Annotated in this window: 13 protein-coding genes and 1 tRNA gene; 10 read left to right on the forward strand and 4 right to left on the reverse strand. The window is 56.4% G+C overall.

The window, feature by feature from the left end; translation table 11 throughout:
• Positions 1–7: 7 nt before the first annotated feature.
• A complete protein-coding gene (xylA, locus tag FT726_RS05750; protein ID WP_058758163.1) occupies positions 8–1,330 on the reverse strand; it encodes a xylose isomerase in 1,323 nt (440 codons plus the stop codon).
• Between the two features lie 358 nt (positions 1,331–1,688).
• Between xylA and xylF the strand changes: the two genes are divergently transcribed.
• From xylF to FT726_RS05780, 6 genes are all read left to right on the forward strand, one after another.
• Entirely contained in the window at positions 1,689–2,681 is a 993-nt protein-coding gene (gene xylF, locus FT726_RS05755; RefSeq protein WP_104094297.1) for a D-xylose ABC transporter substrate-binding protein, read from the forward strand.
• A gap of 27 nt (positions 2,682–2,708) precedes the next feature.
• Entirely contained in the window at positions 2,709–4,229 is a 1,521-nt protein-coding gene (locus tag FT726_RS05760; protein ID WP_058758165.1) for a xylose ABC transporter ATP-binding protein, read from the forward strand.
• Positions 4,222–5,403 carry a xylose ABC transporter permease XylH gene (gene xylH / locus FT726_RS05765; RefSeq protein WP_150361098.1) on the forward strand — a complete coding sequence of 394 codons (1,182 nt, stop codon included), beginning with the start codon at positions 4,222–4,224 and terminating at the stop codon, positions 5,401–5,403. The genes FT726_RS05760 and xylH overlap by 8 nt, the downstream gene beginning before the upstream one ends.
• A 93-nt stretch (positions 5,404–5,496) precedes the next feature.
• Positions 5,497–6,675, forward strand: a complete 1,179-nt coding sequence (xylR, locus tag FT726_RS05770) for a D-xylose utilization transcriptional activator XylR (protein ID WP_282955055.1) — start codon at positions 5,497–5,499, stop codon at positions 6,673–6,675.
• Between the two features lie 60 nt (positions 6,676–6,735).
• Positions 6,736–6,830 (forward strand) — tRNA-Sec (locus FT726_RS05775).
• Between the two features lie 20 nt (positions 6,831–6,850).
• Positions 6,851–7,699, forward strand: coding sequence for an AraC family transcriptional regulator (locus FT726_RS05780; protein ID WP_058775596.1), 849 nt, complete (start codon positions 6,851–6,853; stop codon positions 7,697–7,699).
• On the opposite strand, the gene FT726_RS05785 is transcribed toward FT726_RS05780, so the two are convergent.
• Complete coding sequence (locus tag FT726_RS05785; RefSeq protein WP_104189533.1) at positions 7,656–8,054, reverse strand: helix-turn-helix domain-containing protein; 399 nt, start codon at positions 8,052–8,054, stop codon at positions 7,656–7,658. The genes FT726_RS05780 and FT726_RS05785 overlap by 44 nt on opposite strands.
• A 233-nt stretch (positions 8,055–8,287) precedes the next feature.
• Here FT726_RS05785 and FT726_RS05790 point away from each other — a divergent pair, with 233 nt between their 5' ends.
• The gene (locus tag FT726_RS05790) at positions 8,288–8,665 is read left to right on the forward strand and encodes a DUF1360 domain-containing protein (protein ID WP_288420844.1); all 378 of its coding nucleotides are present in this window, start codon (positions 8,288–8,290) and stop codon (positions 8,663–8,665) included.
• 12 nt (positions 8,666–8,677) lie between these two features.
• On the opposite strand, the gene FT726_RS05795 is transcribed toward FT726_RS05790, so the two are convergent.
• Positions 8,678–9,142 (reverse strand): Rrf2 family transcriptional regulator, encoded by a 465-nt coding sequence (locus FT726_RS05795; RefSeq protein ID WP_021506875.1) that lies wholly within the window; start codon positions 9,140–9,142, stop codon positions 8,678–8,680.
• A gap of 399 nt (positions 9,143–9,541) precedes the next feature.
• Here FT726_RS05795 and FT726_RS05800 point away from each other — a divergent pair, with 399 nt between their 5' ends.
• Together FT726_RS05800 and FT726_RS05805 are read left to right on the forward strand one after the other, a co-directional pair.
• Positions 9,542–10,174, forward strand: a complete 633-nt coding sequence (locus tag FT726_RS05800; protein ID WP_058758170.1) for a response regulator — start codon at positions 9,542–9,544, stop codon at positions 10,172–10,174.
• Complete coding sequence (locus tag FT726_RS05805; RefSeq protein ID WP_346302557.1) at positions 10,171–13,359, forward strand: ATP-binding protein; 3,189 nt, start codon at positions 10,171–10,173, stop codon at positions 13,357–13,359. Before FT726_RS05800 ends, FT726_RS05805 begins: the two co-directional genes overlap by 4 nt.
• A gap of 9 nt (positions 13,360–13,368) precedes the next feature.
• Here the strand turns inward: FT726_RS05805 and FT726_RS05810 are convergent, their stop codons facing one another.
• A complete protein-coding gene (locus FT726_RS05810) occupies positions 13,369–14,286 on the reverse strand; it encodes an alpha/beta hydrolase (RefSeq protein ID WP_058781882.1) in 918 nt (305 codons plus the stop codon).
• Positions 14,287–14,602: 316 nt separating this feature from the next.
• Between FT726_RS05810 and FT726_RS05815 the strand changes: the two genes are divergently transcribed.
• Positions 14,603–15,679, forward strand: coding sequence for an EpsG family protein (locus tag FT726_RS05815; protein WP_223815726.1), 1,077 nt, complete (start codon positions 14,603–14,605; stop codon positions 15,677–15,679).
• The last annotated feature ends 17 nt before the right edge of the window (positions 15,680–15,696 follow it).

Here is a 15,696-nt window from a genome sequence, read left to right on the forward strand (position 1 = left end):
CGATGGATTAGAAATTATACAAATAGTGATTCACCAGATTTTCCAGCTGCTCCTGGCGTCCGCTGCGATGCTGCGGATTGAGTTGCTGTTGCTGAGCATGCGCCGCCAGCGAGGCAAGAGAAAACTCGCCTTTCAGAATTTGCTGGCCGAACTCACCATTCCAGCCGCTATAGCGCTGCGCCACACGCTTATCCAGCTCACCATCGTTCACCATACGCGCCGCCACTTTCAGCGCCAGCGCCATGGTATCCATCGCGCCAATGTGGCCATAAAACAGGTCGTATTTGTCGGTGCTCTGGCGCCGTACTTTGGCATCAAAGTTTAAGCCGCCGGTGGTGAACCCGCCCGCTTTGAGGATCTCGTACATCACCAGCGCGTTTTCTTCGACGCTGTTCGGGAACTGGTCGGTATCCCAGCCGCACTGGCTGTCACCGCGGTTGGCATCGACTGAACCGAAGATGCCCAGCGCAATCGCCGTCGCAATTTCATGATGGAAAGAGTGACCCGCCAGCGTGGCATGGTTGGCTTCCACATTCACTTTGATCTCTTTTTCCAGGCCAAACTGCCGGAGGAAACCGTAGACCGTCGCAACATCAAAGTCGTACTGGTGTTTAGTCGGTTCCTGCGGCTTCGGCTCAATCAGCAACATCCCCTGGAAACCGATTTTATGCTTGTGCTCCACCACCATCTGCATGAAGCGCCCGATCTGCTCGCGCTCCTGCCGCAAATCGGTATTCAGCAGCGTTTCGTACCCTTCGCGTCCGCCCCACAGCACATAGTTTTCACCGCCCAGCGTCTGCGTCGCCTGCATCGCGCTGCACACCTGGCTGGCTGCCCAGGCGAAAATTTCCGGATCCGGGCTGGTCGCCGCGCCGGCCGCATAGCGGGGATGCGTAAAGCAGTTCGCGGTGCCCCATAGCAATCTGACGCCGGTTTCCTGCTGTTTTTCCAGCAGTTTATCGGTCATTACCGCCAGGTTTTCCTGGTAGCTGCGCAGTGAATCACCTTCCGGTGACACATCGACATCATGGAAGCAGTAATAAGGCACGTTGAGTTTGTAAAAGAACTCGAACGCGACATCCGCTTTGAGCTTCGCCAGCTGCAGCGCATCGCCATTTTTCTGCCACGGGCGATCAAAGGCCCCCACGCCGAACATATCCGCCCCGTTCCAGCAGAACGTGTGCCAGTAACAGGCGGCAAAACGCAGGTGTTCCGCCATGGTTTTACCCAGAATCACTTCCTGCGGATTGTAATGACGAAACGCCAGTGCGTTAGTGGTATTGGCCCCTTCATAACCAACGCGCTCAAGCTGGTCGAAATAAGCGTGCATGTTGTGCTCCTTAGCATCAGACCCGAATGGTCAGCAGTGAAGCGTTATTTTGCGGAGGCGTAAGCGTTCAGCTCAATTACGATATTTCACACTGAACTTAAGATAATTATTATTTGTGCGGCAGCTCGCAAATCCATGTATTTAATTACATCGCGTACCGGCGCGCAGCGCCGCTGCAAGATTTAACAGATGGGCGCGTAAAATTTCGATCGCGCTCAAAGAATCACAAATAAACAAAAAAACGTAATAGCAGGATAAAAATCAGTAATTGATGTTGTTCACGTCGCGGGGCAACAATTCATCCGCCCTGGTTCATAGCCTTACAACGACAATAGCCTCAACCTACAGGATGACCATGATGAAAATGAGACACACGCTGTTAGCCCTCAGCGCTGCACTGGCCCTGTTCAGCCACGCCGGGCTGGCGAAAGAAGTGAAAATCGGTATGGCGATCGATGATTTACGTCTGGAACGCTGGCAGAAAGACCGGGACATTTTTGTCAGCCAGGCGGAAAAGTCTGGGGCCAAAGTATTTGTCCAGTCGGCCAACGGCAATGAAGAGACGCAAATCTCGCAGATTGAAAATATGATCAACCGCGGTGTCGATGTGCTGGTCATCATTCCTTATAACGGTCAGGTATTGAGTAATGTGGTGGCCGAAGCGAAACGCGAAGGCATTAAAGTCCTCGCTTATGACCGCATGATTAATAATGCTGATATCGATTTTTATATCTCGTTTGATAATGAAAAGGTCGGCGAACTGCAGGCCGAAAGTCTGGTTAAACAGGTACCTAAAGGGAACTACTTTTTGATGGGCGGATCGCCGGTGGATAATAACGCGCGTCTTTTCCGTGCCGGCCAGATGAAAGTGTTAAAACCTTACATCGATAACGGCAGCATTAAAGTGGTGGGCGATCAGTGGGTCGATGCCTGGCTGCCAGAGAATGCGCTGAAAATCATGGAAAACGCGCTGACCGCTAACAGCAACCACATTGATGCCGTCGTTGCCTCCAACGATGCCACCGCCGGTGGGGCCATTCAGGCGCTGAGCGCGCAGGGACTGGCGGGCAAAGTCGCCATTTCCGGTCAGGATGCCGATCTCGCCGCCATCAAACGCATCATGAACGGCACGCAAACCATGACGGTGTACAAACCCATCACCGAACTCGCCACCGAAGCGGCAAAAATTGCGGTGGAACTGGGTGATGGCAAAACCCCCGCCAGCAACAGCAAGCTGAATAATGGCCTGAAAGAGGTGCCGTCGCGCCTGCTGAAGCCGATTCCGGTCAACAAAGACAACATCGAAAGCACCGTACTGAAAGACGGCTTCCATAAACAGAGCGAACTCTAAGCGCCTGAAACGCGAAGGAGCAGATCGATGCTGCTGGAAATGAACAACATCACCAAGCGTTTCGGCGCGGTGAAAGCGCTGGATGCCGTCAGCCTGCGGCTCGAAGCCGGTGAAGTCATGTCGCTGTGCGGTGAGAACGGCTCGGGCAAATCGACGCTGATGAAAGTGCTGTGCGGGCTTTATCCGCACGGCGAATTTGACGGCGAAATTCGCTTTGCCGGCGATCGCATCGAGGCGCAAACCATCCGCGACACCGAGCGCAAAGGCATTGTGATTATTCATCAGGAGCTGGCGCTGGTGCGGCAGCTTACGGTCATGGAGAACATTTTCCTCGGTGCCGAGCTCGGCCGCTTCGGTATGGTCGATGATGAAACCATGACACTGCGCTGCCAGCAGCTGCTGGAGCGGGTCAAACTTAACGTTTCGCCTGCCACCAAAGTTGGCGAGCTCGGCCTCGGGCAGCAGCAGCTGGTAGAGATCGCGCGGGCGCTGAATAAGCAGGTGCGATTGCTAATTCTTGATGAGCCGACCTCGTCGCTCACCGAACAGGAAACCGAAGTGCTGCTTGGGATTATCACTAACCTGCGCGAGCACGGTATTGCCTGCATCTACATCTCCCACAAGCTTAATGAGGTCAAAGCAATTTCGGACACCATCTGTGTGATCCGTGATGGTCAGCACATCGCCACACGGCCAGCAGCCGGGCTGAGTGAAGATGACATCATCACGATGATGGTGGGCCGCGAACTCACCGCGCTCTATCCGCACCAGCCGCACGAGATCGGCGAAACGGTGCTGAAAGTGGAAAACCTCACCGCCTGGCATCCGGTCAACCGCCACGTGCGCCGCGTCAATAATGTGTCGTTCAGCCTGAAGCGCGGCGAAATTCTCGGTATTGCCGGGCTGGTGGGCGCAGGACGCACCGAAACGGTCCAGTGCCTGTTTGGTGTCTGGCCCGGTCGCTGGCAGGGCGAAATCTGGATTGATGGCCAGCAGGTGAAGATCGACGATTGCCGGGCCGCGATTGCGCACGGCATCGCCATGGTGCCGGAAGACCGGAAAAAAGATGGCATCGTGCCACTGATGGGCGTGGGGAAAAACATCACGCTGGCCGCGCTGGATCAATACAGCCATCGCTTCTCCACGCTGGATGAAGCCCAGGAGCAGCAGGCGATCAACGATGCTATCCGCCGTCTGCGTGTCAAAACCTCCTCACCCGAGCTGGCGATTGGCCGACTCAGCGGGGGCAATCAGCAAAAAGCGATCCTCGCCAAATGCCTGCTGCTCAATCCGCGCATTTTGATTCTGGATGAACCGACGCGCGGCATCGACGTCGGCGCTCGCCAGGAGATCTATCTGCTGATTAACGCGCTGGTGCAGCAGGGCATCGCGGTGATTGTTATCTCCTCCGAACTGCCTGAAGTGCTGGGTCTGAGTGACCGCGTATTGGTGATGCACGAAGGGCAAATCAAAGCCGATCTGATTAACGACAACCTGACTCAGGAGCAGGTCATGGAAGCTGCCCTGCGGAGCGAACATTATGCTTAAAACTGAAAGTAGCCAGAGCCTGTCCGGTACCCCGGGCAAGCCAGCGCCGGGCAAGTTTCCGCGCTTCAATCTGCAGGTGCTGGTGATGCTGGGAGCGATTGCGCTTATCGCTCTGTTCTTCACCTGGACCACCGACGGTGCCTGGCTTAGCCCACGCAACGTCTCTAACCTGCTGCGCCAGACCGCCATCACCGGCATCCTCGCGGTGGGCATGGTGTTTGTCATTATCTCGGCGGAGATCGACCTTTCCGTCGGTTCGATGATGGGCCTGCTGGGCGGTGCCGCGGCCATCTTTGACGTCTGGCTCGGCTGGCCGCTGCCGCTGACCATCGTGGTAACGCTGGTGCTTGGCCTGTTATTGGGCACCTGGAATGGCTGGTGGGTCGCGTACCGTAAAGTGCCTTCGTTCATCGTCACGCTGGCGGGCATGCTGGCGTTTCGCGGCATTCTGGTTGGTATCACCGATGGCACCACCGTTGCGCCAACGACGCCGGCGATGTCGCAGATCGGGCAAAGCTATTTGCCCGGCGGCGTTGGCTTTGGCTTCGGCTTCGCCGGTCTGGCACTGTTTATTCTCTGGCAATGGCGGCTGCGGCTGCGTCGCCAGCAGCTGGGGTTATCACAACCGGCCGCCAGCGGCACGGTGGCACGCCAGGCGATTACCGCTGTTCTGGTGCTGGGTGCCATCTGGTTGCTGAACGATTACCGCGGCGTGCCGACACCGGTCCTGCTGCTGGCACTGCTGCTGCTCGGCGGCATGTTTATGGCCACGCGCACCGCCTTCGGACGACGGATTTACGCCATCGGCGGCAACATTGATGCAGCGCGCCTGTCGGGCATCAACGTGGCACGCACCAAGCTGGCGGTGTTCGCCATCAACGGCGTCATGGTGGCTATTGCCGGCCTGATCCTCAGTTCACGTCTTGGTGCTGGCTCGCCCTCGGCGGGCAATATTGCCGAACTGGACGCCATCGCTGCCTGCGTGATTGGCGGCACCAGCCTGGCGGGCGGCGTCGGTTCGGTGGCTGGCGCGGTGATGGGCGCCTTCATCATGGCGTCTCTGGATAACGGCATGAGCATGATGGACGTGCCGACCTTCTGGCAGTACATCGTCAAAGGGGCGATTTTACTGCTGGCGGTGTGGATGGATACGGCCACGCGCCGCCGGGTGTAATCGCGTGGGCGATCACAATGTGGCGCAAACAATTTCTGCTGCCTTTTCCGCCGTGCTATGCAATGCGCAACAGGTTTAAGGGAGCGCGCCACGATGCACGAAAAACGTTACCGTATTACGCTGCTGTTTAACGCCAACAAGGTGTATGACCGCCAGGTAGTGGAGGGGGTCGGCGAGTATCTGCAGGCTTCGCAAACCGACTGGGATATCTTCATTGAAGAGGATTTCCGCTGCCGCATCGACAACATCCGCGAATGGCTGGGGGACGGCGTCATTGCGGATTACGACGACAGCTCAATCGAGAGCCTGCTCAGCAATGTGCCGGTGCCGATTGTCGGCGTTGGTGGCTCTTATCACCGGCAGCAGGATTATCCGCCGGTGCACTACATCGCCACCGACAACGCTGCGCTGGTGGAGAGTGCCTTTCTGCATCTGAAAGAGAAAGGCATTCATCGCTTTGCGTTTTACGGCCTGCCCACCGCCAGTGGCAAACGCTGGGCGCAGGAGCGCGAGCAGGCGTTTCGCCAGCTGGTGATGCGCGAGCGCTATCAGGGCGTGGTGTATCAGGGGATGGAAACCGCGCCGGAAAACTGGCAGCACGCGCAAAACCGCCTCGCCGACTGGCTGCAAACGCTACCGCCGCAGACCGGCATTATCGCGGTGACCGACGCGCGTGCTCGTCATTTGCTACAGGCCTGTGAACACCTGAAAATACCGGTGCCGGAGAAGCTCAGCGTAATCGGCATCGATAACGAAGAGCTGACGCGCTATCTGTCCCGCGTGGCGCTCTCTTCGGTAGCCCAGGGCACGCGCCAGATGGGTTATCAGGCCGCCAAACTGCTGCATCGTCTGCTCGATCGGCAAACGCTGCCGCTGCAACGCATTCTGGTACCGCCGGTGAAAGTCATTGCCCGCCGTTCTACCGATTTTCGCTCGCTGCGCGATCCGGCGGTGATTCAGGCGATGCATTACATCCGCTTTAACGCCTGTAAAGGCATCAAGGTCGAACAGGTGCTGGATGCGATTGGCATGTCGCGCTCCAATCTGGAAAAGCGTTTTCGCGATGAGACCGGCGATACCATTCACGCCATGATTCACCGCGAAAAGCTGGAAAAAGCGCGTGAACTGCTGGCCTGCTCTTCATTGAATATTAATGAAATTTCGCAGATGTGCGGCTATCCTTCCCTGCAGTACTTCTATTCGGTGTTTAAAAAAAGCTACGCCACTACGCCAAAGGAGTATCGGCAGCATCACGGCGAGAAGGTGCAATAACGCCCCGCTGCGATCAAGATTTTGCCGCCAATTGCCGCTATACTGCGCGGCATCTTCAAAGGAAGATCGTCGTCTCCGGTGAGGCGGCCGGATTTCAAATCCGGTTGGGGCCGCCAGCGGTCCCGGGCAGGTTCGACTCCTGTGATCTTCCGCCACTCACCACTCAGGCCCGGCCATGCTCATCCATCCATCCGACAACCTTCCGTTCTCTGGCGATCCGCGTAAGGAAGAGCTGCGCCAGCGGCTGATGCGACCGGATGCGCCCAAAGTCATTGCCGTGTCACTGTCGAAGGAGCTGGATCGCGAGCGACGCACGCATCGTCATGCCGCCGGTCAGCTGTTTTGTCTGCGCCAGGGATTGATGACGGTGAACACCTCGTCGGGCATATTTGCTAATCCGCCGCGGCTGGTCGGCTGGATTCCGCCGTGGTTTGACCACGCCCTTGTCGGGCCGGGGCGCGTGCTGGGCTGGACGGTACTGATTGACGAAGCGCTGGCTGCGCCGCTGCCGGATCGGCCGGTGCTGCTCTCCTGCCCGACAGTACTGGAGCCGCTGGCTGAACGGCTGGCGGTGCTGGAGCCTGAACTGTGGAGCAGCGCGCGCTATGCCCGGTTGGGTCAGGTGTTTCTTGATGAACTGTACGAATCCACGCCGCAGGAACTCACCCTGCCGCTGCCGGAAGAGCCACGCCTGCGGCAGATTGCACGCCTGCTGATGGACGATCCGGCTGATACACGCACCGGGCCGGAGCTGGCGCAGTGGGCTGGTCTGAGCGCGCGCAGCCTGAGTCGCCACTGGTCCAGCGCGGTTGGCATGAGCCTGAGTAAATATCGTCAGGTGTCGCGCCTGCTGAAATCGCTGGAAGGGCTGGCGGCAGGCCACAGCGTGCAGCAGGTTGCCTGGCAGGTGGGCTTCGACAGCGTCAGCAGCTATATCAGCGCGTTTCGCGCCGCCTTCGGCTCAACGCCAGGCAAATACTTTACGACGCCAGCCGACTCTGCGAATGCAGCATCAGCAGGCTAGCCGGACCGTCAATCGGTGGCAGGCTGTGCCGGTATTTGCGGCGAAACGCGCCGGGCGGCAGGTCAAACATGCGCCGAAAGGTGCGGCAGTAGGTTTGCTGTGAATCGAAGCCAAACTGCAGCGCAATCTGCATCAGCGACGTATTACTGCTGAGCAGGGTGATGACGGAAGCCGTCAGCTTGCGTTCACGGATATAGGCTCCCAGCGCCACGCCAGTGTAGCTGCGGAACAGCCGCTGCAAATGCCACTGCGAATAACCGGCCCGCCGCGCGACCGTCTCCAGCATGAGCTTTTGTTCAATATTCGCCTCTATCCACATCATCAGCTGATGCATAACGGCTGCGTGAATATCCATCCTCTCCTCCTGATGCCGTGGTGCGACTCAATCTGCGACATTGTAAAAACAGGACGACTGGCTGTGTTTGCGCATAAAGCCAATAAATAGCGATAACTCGCCAATTTACATGCCACTACTCTGGCGGGGAGAACACGCTGTTGCGCCAGCACACATCATGTAATATTGTAAGTTACATGATGGATAAGCCGCCGTTCTTTCCGCTGCGCCAATCGTCACAAAGGAGAAAATCTATGCATGCCTTTTTACTCTCTGACACGGGTGTGTGCCTGGCAATTGCGCTGGCCTCAGCCAGCATCGCGATGACCATGACGCAGACCGAACTGTTTGCAGGTTTGCGCGCCTGGACCGCACGCAAACATCCCTTGCTCGGCCATCTGTTTCACTGTTTCTATTGCCTGAGCCATTGGGTGGTGTTTGCCGCGATGCTGATTTACCACCCGACGCTGCTGAACAGCGGTTGGCCGCTGGTCGACTGGATCATGACAGCCTTCATTACGCTGACGCTGACCACGTTTGTCAGCGGTATGATGTTTAAAGTGTTTCAGGCCGCCGTCACCACGCATGTAATGAAGCATGACGCGCAGATCAAATTGCAGAAGCAGGATTAACGGCCGCGCCGGCTAGTCGCTGCAGCGCGGAAAGGTGTGCGGATCCAGCCCAAGGCTGGCCATTTTTTGCAGGTAATCTTCGGCGATGTCCGCCACGGTAATCTGGCTGAAGCGCTGCAGCAGTAGCGCTTCAGCTTCACCCAGCGCCTGGTCAAGCCGGGCGTCCACCGCATGTTCCACCAGGCAGGGTGAAGGATCGGCCGCCGGGCCAATGCTGAACAGCGCCGGTGAGCCGATAGCCTGGTACACATCCAGTAGCGTGATATCGCGCAGGTCCGCGCGCAGTTCCCAGCCGCCGCCGTGCCCCTTTTCCGACACCAGATACCCCTTTTCACGCAGCCCCGACATCATGCGACGCACCACCACCGGATTGGTGCCGAGCATTTTTGCCATGGCATCGGAAGTAGCGCGTTTAACGTGACGATCAAGATGAATGAGCGCGTGCAGCGAGCGGGACAGGCGGTTATCGCGTGGCATGGACGTTTCCTCTGAAATTCCCGCTACTGTAGCAAACCACGCTGGCGGCAACAATTTATCCCGGCTGAGGGTGGATAGCGCCCTGACCAGGCATCCGCGTTAATCAGGCTGCCAAATGGGAAAAGGCAGACCGCCACAGTAAAAGAAATTACGGTGAAAAGGCGATTGGGCATCAGTTAATTAATTAATGAACTGAGTGAAAGAAAGGGAATATTTATTTCCCACCAGGAAAGATAACTCCTCCAGGCGGAATAACCACTTCCCTTTTATAATTAATTTAATCTTGTAGGACATAGACTACAAATAATTATTTTATTGTTCTTGATCATACGCAATATATATAATTCAACGAGCGGCTAAAGTTTGACCTGTCATTCACTCATCAGGAAAAGGTTAACTATGGCTCAGGTCGTTGTGGTTGATGACCATCCGATCGCGCGGATGGCCGTTCGTTATTTGCTGGAACAAAATGGACATACGGTGCTGGCCGAAAGCGCCGATGGCCGGGAAGCGGTAACGCTGATTCAGCAGCAGCAGCCGGATATCGTCATCATTGATATCGACCTGCCGTCGCTGGACGGAATTGAAGTGGTTAAGTCGTTGCGCGATCAGAGTTTTCCAGGAAAAATCATCGTTATTTCTGGGAAAAATGAAAACGTGTATGCCGTGCAGAGCCTGCGCAGCGGCGCCAATGGCTTTGTCAGTAAAAAAACCGATATGCCAGAGATCGCCACTGCTATTCAGGCGACACAACGTGGTTACGGTTATTTCCCGCTGGGCGGTTTTATGCAGCAAATGGAGCAGGAAAGCACGCTGGCGGAGAAAAAAATGATTGAATCATTGTCACCACAGGAGTTTCAGGTTTTTCATCACATTATTAAGGGCCTGAATAATATGCGCATCGCAGCGCGGATGGGCGTCAGTAATAAAACCGTCAGCACTTATAAAAGCCGGTTAATGGATAAACTGCACTGCAAAACCATGAGTGATTTATTTGCTTTCGTGCATCGCAATCAAATGGAAGCCTCATGATCCGTCTGCTGATGTTTATCGGACTGGTGCTGTGCTGCAGCCCCACGGTGGCGCAGCCGATGCCACAGCTCTATATTCCGCTGGAGCGGGAACCGCTGGCACCGCTGATACCGCAACTGTCGCAGGACGATTGGCAGGCATTGCGTCAGTTGCCCACGCTGCGCATTGCGCTGTGGGCGCCCGATATTCCGCCTTATCTCACCTTCCTTGATATGTCATCTGAGGAAAAAAACGTGGAAGGCGTATTTGCTGATTACGCCCGGCTGATTAGCCAGGCACTTGGCATGCGGATAGAGATGCTGCGCTATACCGATCGTGACGCGGCGCTGGCCGCTATCGCTGCCGACCAGGCTGATATGCTGTTTAGCAAAGCCGGGAACACTGTGCCTTCCAACGCCCAGCTGGACGCCTCACAGAATCTGCTGATCAACCGACCGGTGGTGGTGACCCAGCGCGATCGCGCCATGCAGCCGGTGCCTTATGCAGCGCCAGTCAGACTGGCGGTGGACCAGCACTATCTCAGCGACAGCGCAATCCGGGCGCAATTTCCTCAGGCGCACATCATGCGTTATGCCTCCAGTCGCGTCGCGCTGTCGGCGCTGGCGACCGGCGAGGCGGATTACGTGCTCGATAATCTGACCTCCGCCAGCTTTTTAATTGAACGCAACTACCTCAATCAGCTGGCGCTGGCCGACATTCTCGCCCCACGCGCGCAGGATGCCAGTCGGCTACTGGTGAGTCAGCGCAGGCCGGTATTGCTGCGTGCGATAAATCGCGTCATCGCGGCGATCCCCGCAGAGCAGCATCGCGCGATCTCACGCCAGTGGACACAGCGCCCGGACATCTGGCGTCTGCAGCAGCCGCTGGCGCTTACGGCTGCTGAACAGCGCTGGCTACAGCAGCACGGCAGCGTGCGCGTGGGTTTTAATCCGTTTTTTGCGCCACTGGCGCTGCTGGATGGACGTAATCAGTTTCAGGGCATCAGTGCCGAACTGCTGCACCAAATCCACCTGCGCACCGGTATCAATTTTGTCGCCGTGCCGGAGTATCACGAAGACACGCTTCTGATGCAGCTTCAACAGCATAAAATCGACATGGTGGCCGCACTCTCCTATAACGCGCAGTGGCCAGGCCGTTTTACCCAGCCGTGGCTGCACACGCCGTTTGTGCTGATTACTGCCGCTACCGCGGGTGCACCCGCCGCGCTGCACTCGGGCTTACGTATCAGCGTAATGAAAGGCAGCCCGGTCATTGGCTGGCTGCAGCAACACTATCCTGAAGTACAGCTACAGCTGGTAGACAATGCCAGTCTCGGCATGCAGCAAGTGGTGGAAGGCAAAGCCGATGGCATGGTGCATAACCAGCTGGGCGCCGCTTACCTGATCAAACGCTATTTTTCCGGACGGATGCGCATTGCCCAGCGCGTCGGCACCCAGCCCGCTCACATCAGTTTCGCCGTGCACGCTGGCGATCCCGAGCTGCTCAGCATCATGAATAAGGCCCTGAATGAAATATTACCCAGTGAGATCTCGCAGCTCACCAGCCGCTGGCAGGGTACGCCCGAGGTGACGGCCAGCAGCTGGCCACTGTATCGCACGCCATTTTATGCGCTGGCGGGCGTGGCAGCCGTCGTCTCCCTCGCCTGCCTGCTCTGGGTGTATCAGCGCGGCCGGGAAATCCGCCGCCGCCGCCGGGCGCAGCGGCAATTGCAGATCGCCCGCGATCGTGCCGATCGTGAAAATCAGGCCAAAAGCCGTTGGGTTGCTACCGTGAGCCATGAGATTCGCAATCCGGTCAACGCGATCATCGGCCTGCTGGCGCTGGAAGCGCGTAAGGCCGGTGCCAGCGAGGCGCTGCTGACTGCATGGCAATCGGCACAGGCATTAAGCGGCCTGGTGGGCGATATTCTGGATATGGCGAAGATTGAGCGCGGGCAGCTGACGCTGGCACCGCAGTGGCATAGCATCGCGACCCTGTGCCAGCCGGTACTGCAGCTCTATCAGGGGCTGGCGCATGAAAAAAACCTTACGCTTACCTATCACACTACGCTGCCTGATCTTGAAGTCTGGGTTGATGCGCCGCGCCTGCGTCAGGTGATCGCCAATTACATCAGCAACGCCATTAAATTCACGCCGCAGGGAAACGTGGCGGTGTATCTCAGCGGTGAGCAAAACGCCACTGGCGAACTGGTGCTGGAAATTGAAGTGCAGGATAGCGGCATTGGCATCAGTGAACAGGAGCAGCAACAGCTGTTTCAGCCGTTTGCGCAGACCACAGCCGGTCGTCAGCAAACCGGCTGCGGACTGGGACTGGTGATCAGCGCGCAGCTGCTGCAACAGATGCAGGGCAGCATGCGCCTGCACAGCGAGCCGGGTGAAGGCACCCTGGTTCACGTCACGCTGCCGCTACCGAGTCGTGCACCGCCGCCGGTAACCCTGTGCGCGACTGATGCACCGCCCGCCGTGCCGACACTGCATATCCTGGTGGTTGACGATCATCCGGCGAATTGTTTGCTGCTGACCCGTCAGCTGGAAGCGCTGCAGCATCGTGTCACCGCGATCGGCCAGCCTGACCTCGCACCTGAGATCATCGCAACACAGCAAATTGACGCGGTAATCACCGATTGCCATATGCCGCAGATGGATGGTTTTACGCTGACCAGTGTGTTACGTCGCCGTGGTTATCGTCACAAAATCATCGGACTTACCGGCAGTGCACTGGCTGAGACGCGCGAACGCGGCCTCGCGGCTGGTATGGATGCGTGCCTGTTTAAGCCGCTGCATCCGGATCAGCTTAACGCTGCCCTGGCGCAGCCTGCTGCCCTGCCGGCATTGCTGTCTTTGCCGCAACTGCGCGCCATGGTGCACCACGATGACGATATGGTGGCAAAACTGCTGCTCAGGGTATGCGAAGAGAATCAGCGCGATTTGCAACAGGCCCAGCAGGAACTGGCGCAGCAGCAGTGGCCCGCGCTGGCACGCACGCTGCACCGGCTGGCCGGCGCAGCTCAAATTATCTATGCGGCAGATATCAATCAGCTTTGCCAGCAGCTGGAGCAAGCCTGCGTCGATGCGCACGATGGCGACCTGCTCAGCGTGGGTCTGGCTGGCCTGACTACGCGTATCGAGCAGCTACAGCTGGCCATTGATTGCTGGCTGCCGTTCAATCGTGTTGTAAAGCAATAAACATCCCGCTTACGGCTTCACCAGGCTGCTTTGCCAGGCGTGGAACAGGGTGAGCCAGTTTTGCACCGGCAGATGTTGCTTCTGCCCGGTGCCAAAGCCGTGACCGCCCTGCTGGAACAGATGCAGCTCCACGTTGACCTTGTTCTGCCGCAGGGCGCTGAACATGCCCAGCGCGTTTTGCGGTGAGGCGGTGCCATCGTTCAGCGCCTGCACCAGAAAAGTCGGCGGCGTGTGTGCGCTGACGCGATCTTCCTGCGAAAGCTGCGCCATTTGCTGGGCACTGAGATCTTTTCCGTACAGCGCCGCGCGCGTGCCTGGGTGGGTCACGCCCTGTTTCAGCGACAGCACCGGATAGATGAGGGCGCTGAAATCCGGGCGCGCCGACACCTTATCCTGCGCATCGACGGCCTGATAGTTAGCTTCATCGGGAGTGTTGCTCAGATTGGCGGCGAGAAAGGCACCGGCGGAAAAGCCCATCACGCCAATGCGGTCAGGCGCTACCTGGTACTGCTGCGCATTGGCCCGAATCAGCCGCAGCGCTCGCTGGGTATCGGCAAAAGCCTGCTGGCGATACTGCGCTGAACCGTCGTGTGGCAGACGATAAATTAACACAAATGAAGCGTAGCCCTGCTGGCTAAGCACGTTGGCCACGTCCAGCCCTTCAAGATCTTTCATAATATAAGAAAAACCCCCACCGGGAATGATTAGCACCGCCGCATGATTATTTTTTCCTGTTGCCGGAACATAAATCATTTGTGGCGCATCGACGTGGGTAACAGCCCGGTTATTAATGGCCGGGTTTTTACTAAAATTAATAAATTTATTATTTGCTGACACTTCATCTGGCCAGATCGGAATTTCCTTATTGGCAAACGCGGCCGGAAGATACAGTAAAAAAAACAGGCTAAATATCCGCAACCCTCTCATCGCACTGGCTCCAAATCCTGAATAAAAACAGTAACAAAAGTCAAACTGAGCGGATAAAATCGCTCAGTGACGCTCCGGCTCCCCGCGAGATAATGAAAAAAACGTACTCATCAAAAAATGTCTGTGGAAACGGTAGCAAATAAATATGGCAAAACCTATTCAATATAATATCGGACCAGAAAAAATTAGACTTTTCTCATGTTTACGTTAACAAGACCGTATGTTATAAGTGAATTTTAAACTATAAGAATCTGTGACCATGGGAATTTACTGGATCATAAGTCTTAGCCTGACTTTCGTCGCTATTGTCGAAATCATGTTAAGTAAAAATGAAAACACAGCGCAAATCAGGACGTGGCTTTATTTTGTTGCCGTTGTAGTACTTTTTACTTTTGGCGGTATTCGTGGCCTGGGAACCGGCCTTGATGACTTCCAGTATCGCGACTTCTATGCCCAGTTTATCGATAAAATTATTATCGAAGGTTTCTGGCGTGCGGTCGTGGAATTCCGTTATGAACCAGCCATTTACGCCATTGCCGGCGCGACACGTATCTTTACCGCTAATCCGGACATTTTCATCTTTGTCTTCGCGGTCATCGCTGTTGGTGTCAACGCGCACTACTTCCGTAAGCTGACACCGCTGCCGCTGGTGGCCCTCGCCGTCTACTCTGCGCACCTGTTTATCAACAAAGACATGAACCAGATTCGCTTCGGTTTATGTTCGGCGTTTTTAATGGGCTTCGTCTGGCACATGTCGCGGCGCAGCAAGTCTGGCATGATCACCACCTTCATCCTGTCGTTTATCAGCCACGCCACCGCGATTGTCGCGCTGCTGATTCCGCTGGCGATGATTGTGCGTAAAAACAAATACATCCCAATTGCCATCGTGGTCGCCAGCCTGCCGCTGGCGTTTCTCGGCAGTTCAGCGCTGATCGCCGCGCTCTCCAGCCACCTCGGTGCGCTGGGCGACAGGGCCATGGGCTATGCCGATGCCGATTCTCGCCAGGAGCAGGGCATTCTGACCCTGTCGAACCTGAAGAATATCGGCTTCGTCTTTATCTTCAGCTACATGTTGCTGAGCGATAAAATTAAAAATTTCGACCCGGAAAAGTTTAATACCTATTACATTCTGGTGATCACTTTTGCCATCGGCAGTGGCCTGAGGATGGCGCTACAGGATTACGCTTCTGGTGGTCGTCTGGCGAACTATTTGCTGCAGGTTGAGCCGGTGCTTATTTCGCTGTGTATCTGGGAAACCAGAAAGCTGAAGAAGGTACTTGCCGTGGCTGTCACCATTCTGATGGTGCTGTACTATCTCTACTACAACACCGTATCGAGCAAGCAGTCGATTGTCGGCTATGAGGTGTCACGCACCTTCCAGCTGTTCCGTTAGGTCCAGAAATAACGCTA

The organism is Pantoea sp. Morm, assembly GCF_016643525.1.
GTDB lineage: Bacteria > Pseudomonadota > Gammaproteobacteria > Enterobacterales > Enterobacteriaceae > Pantoea > Pantoea dispersa.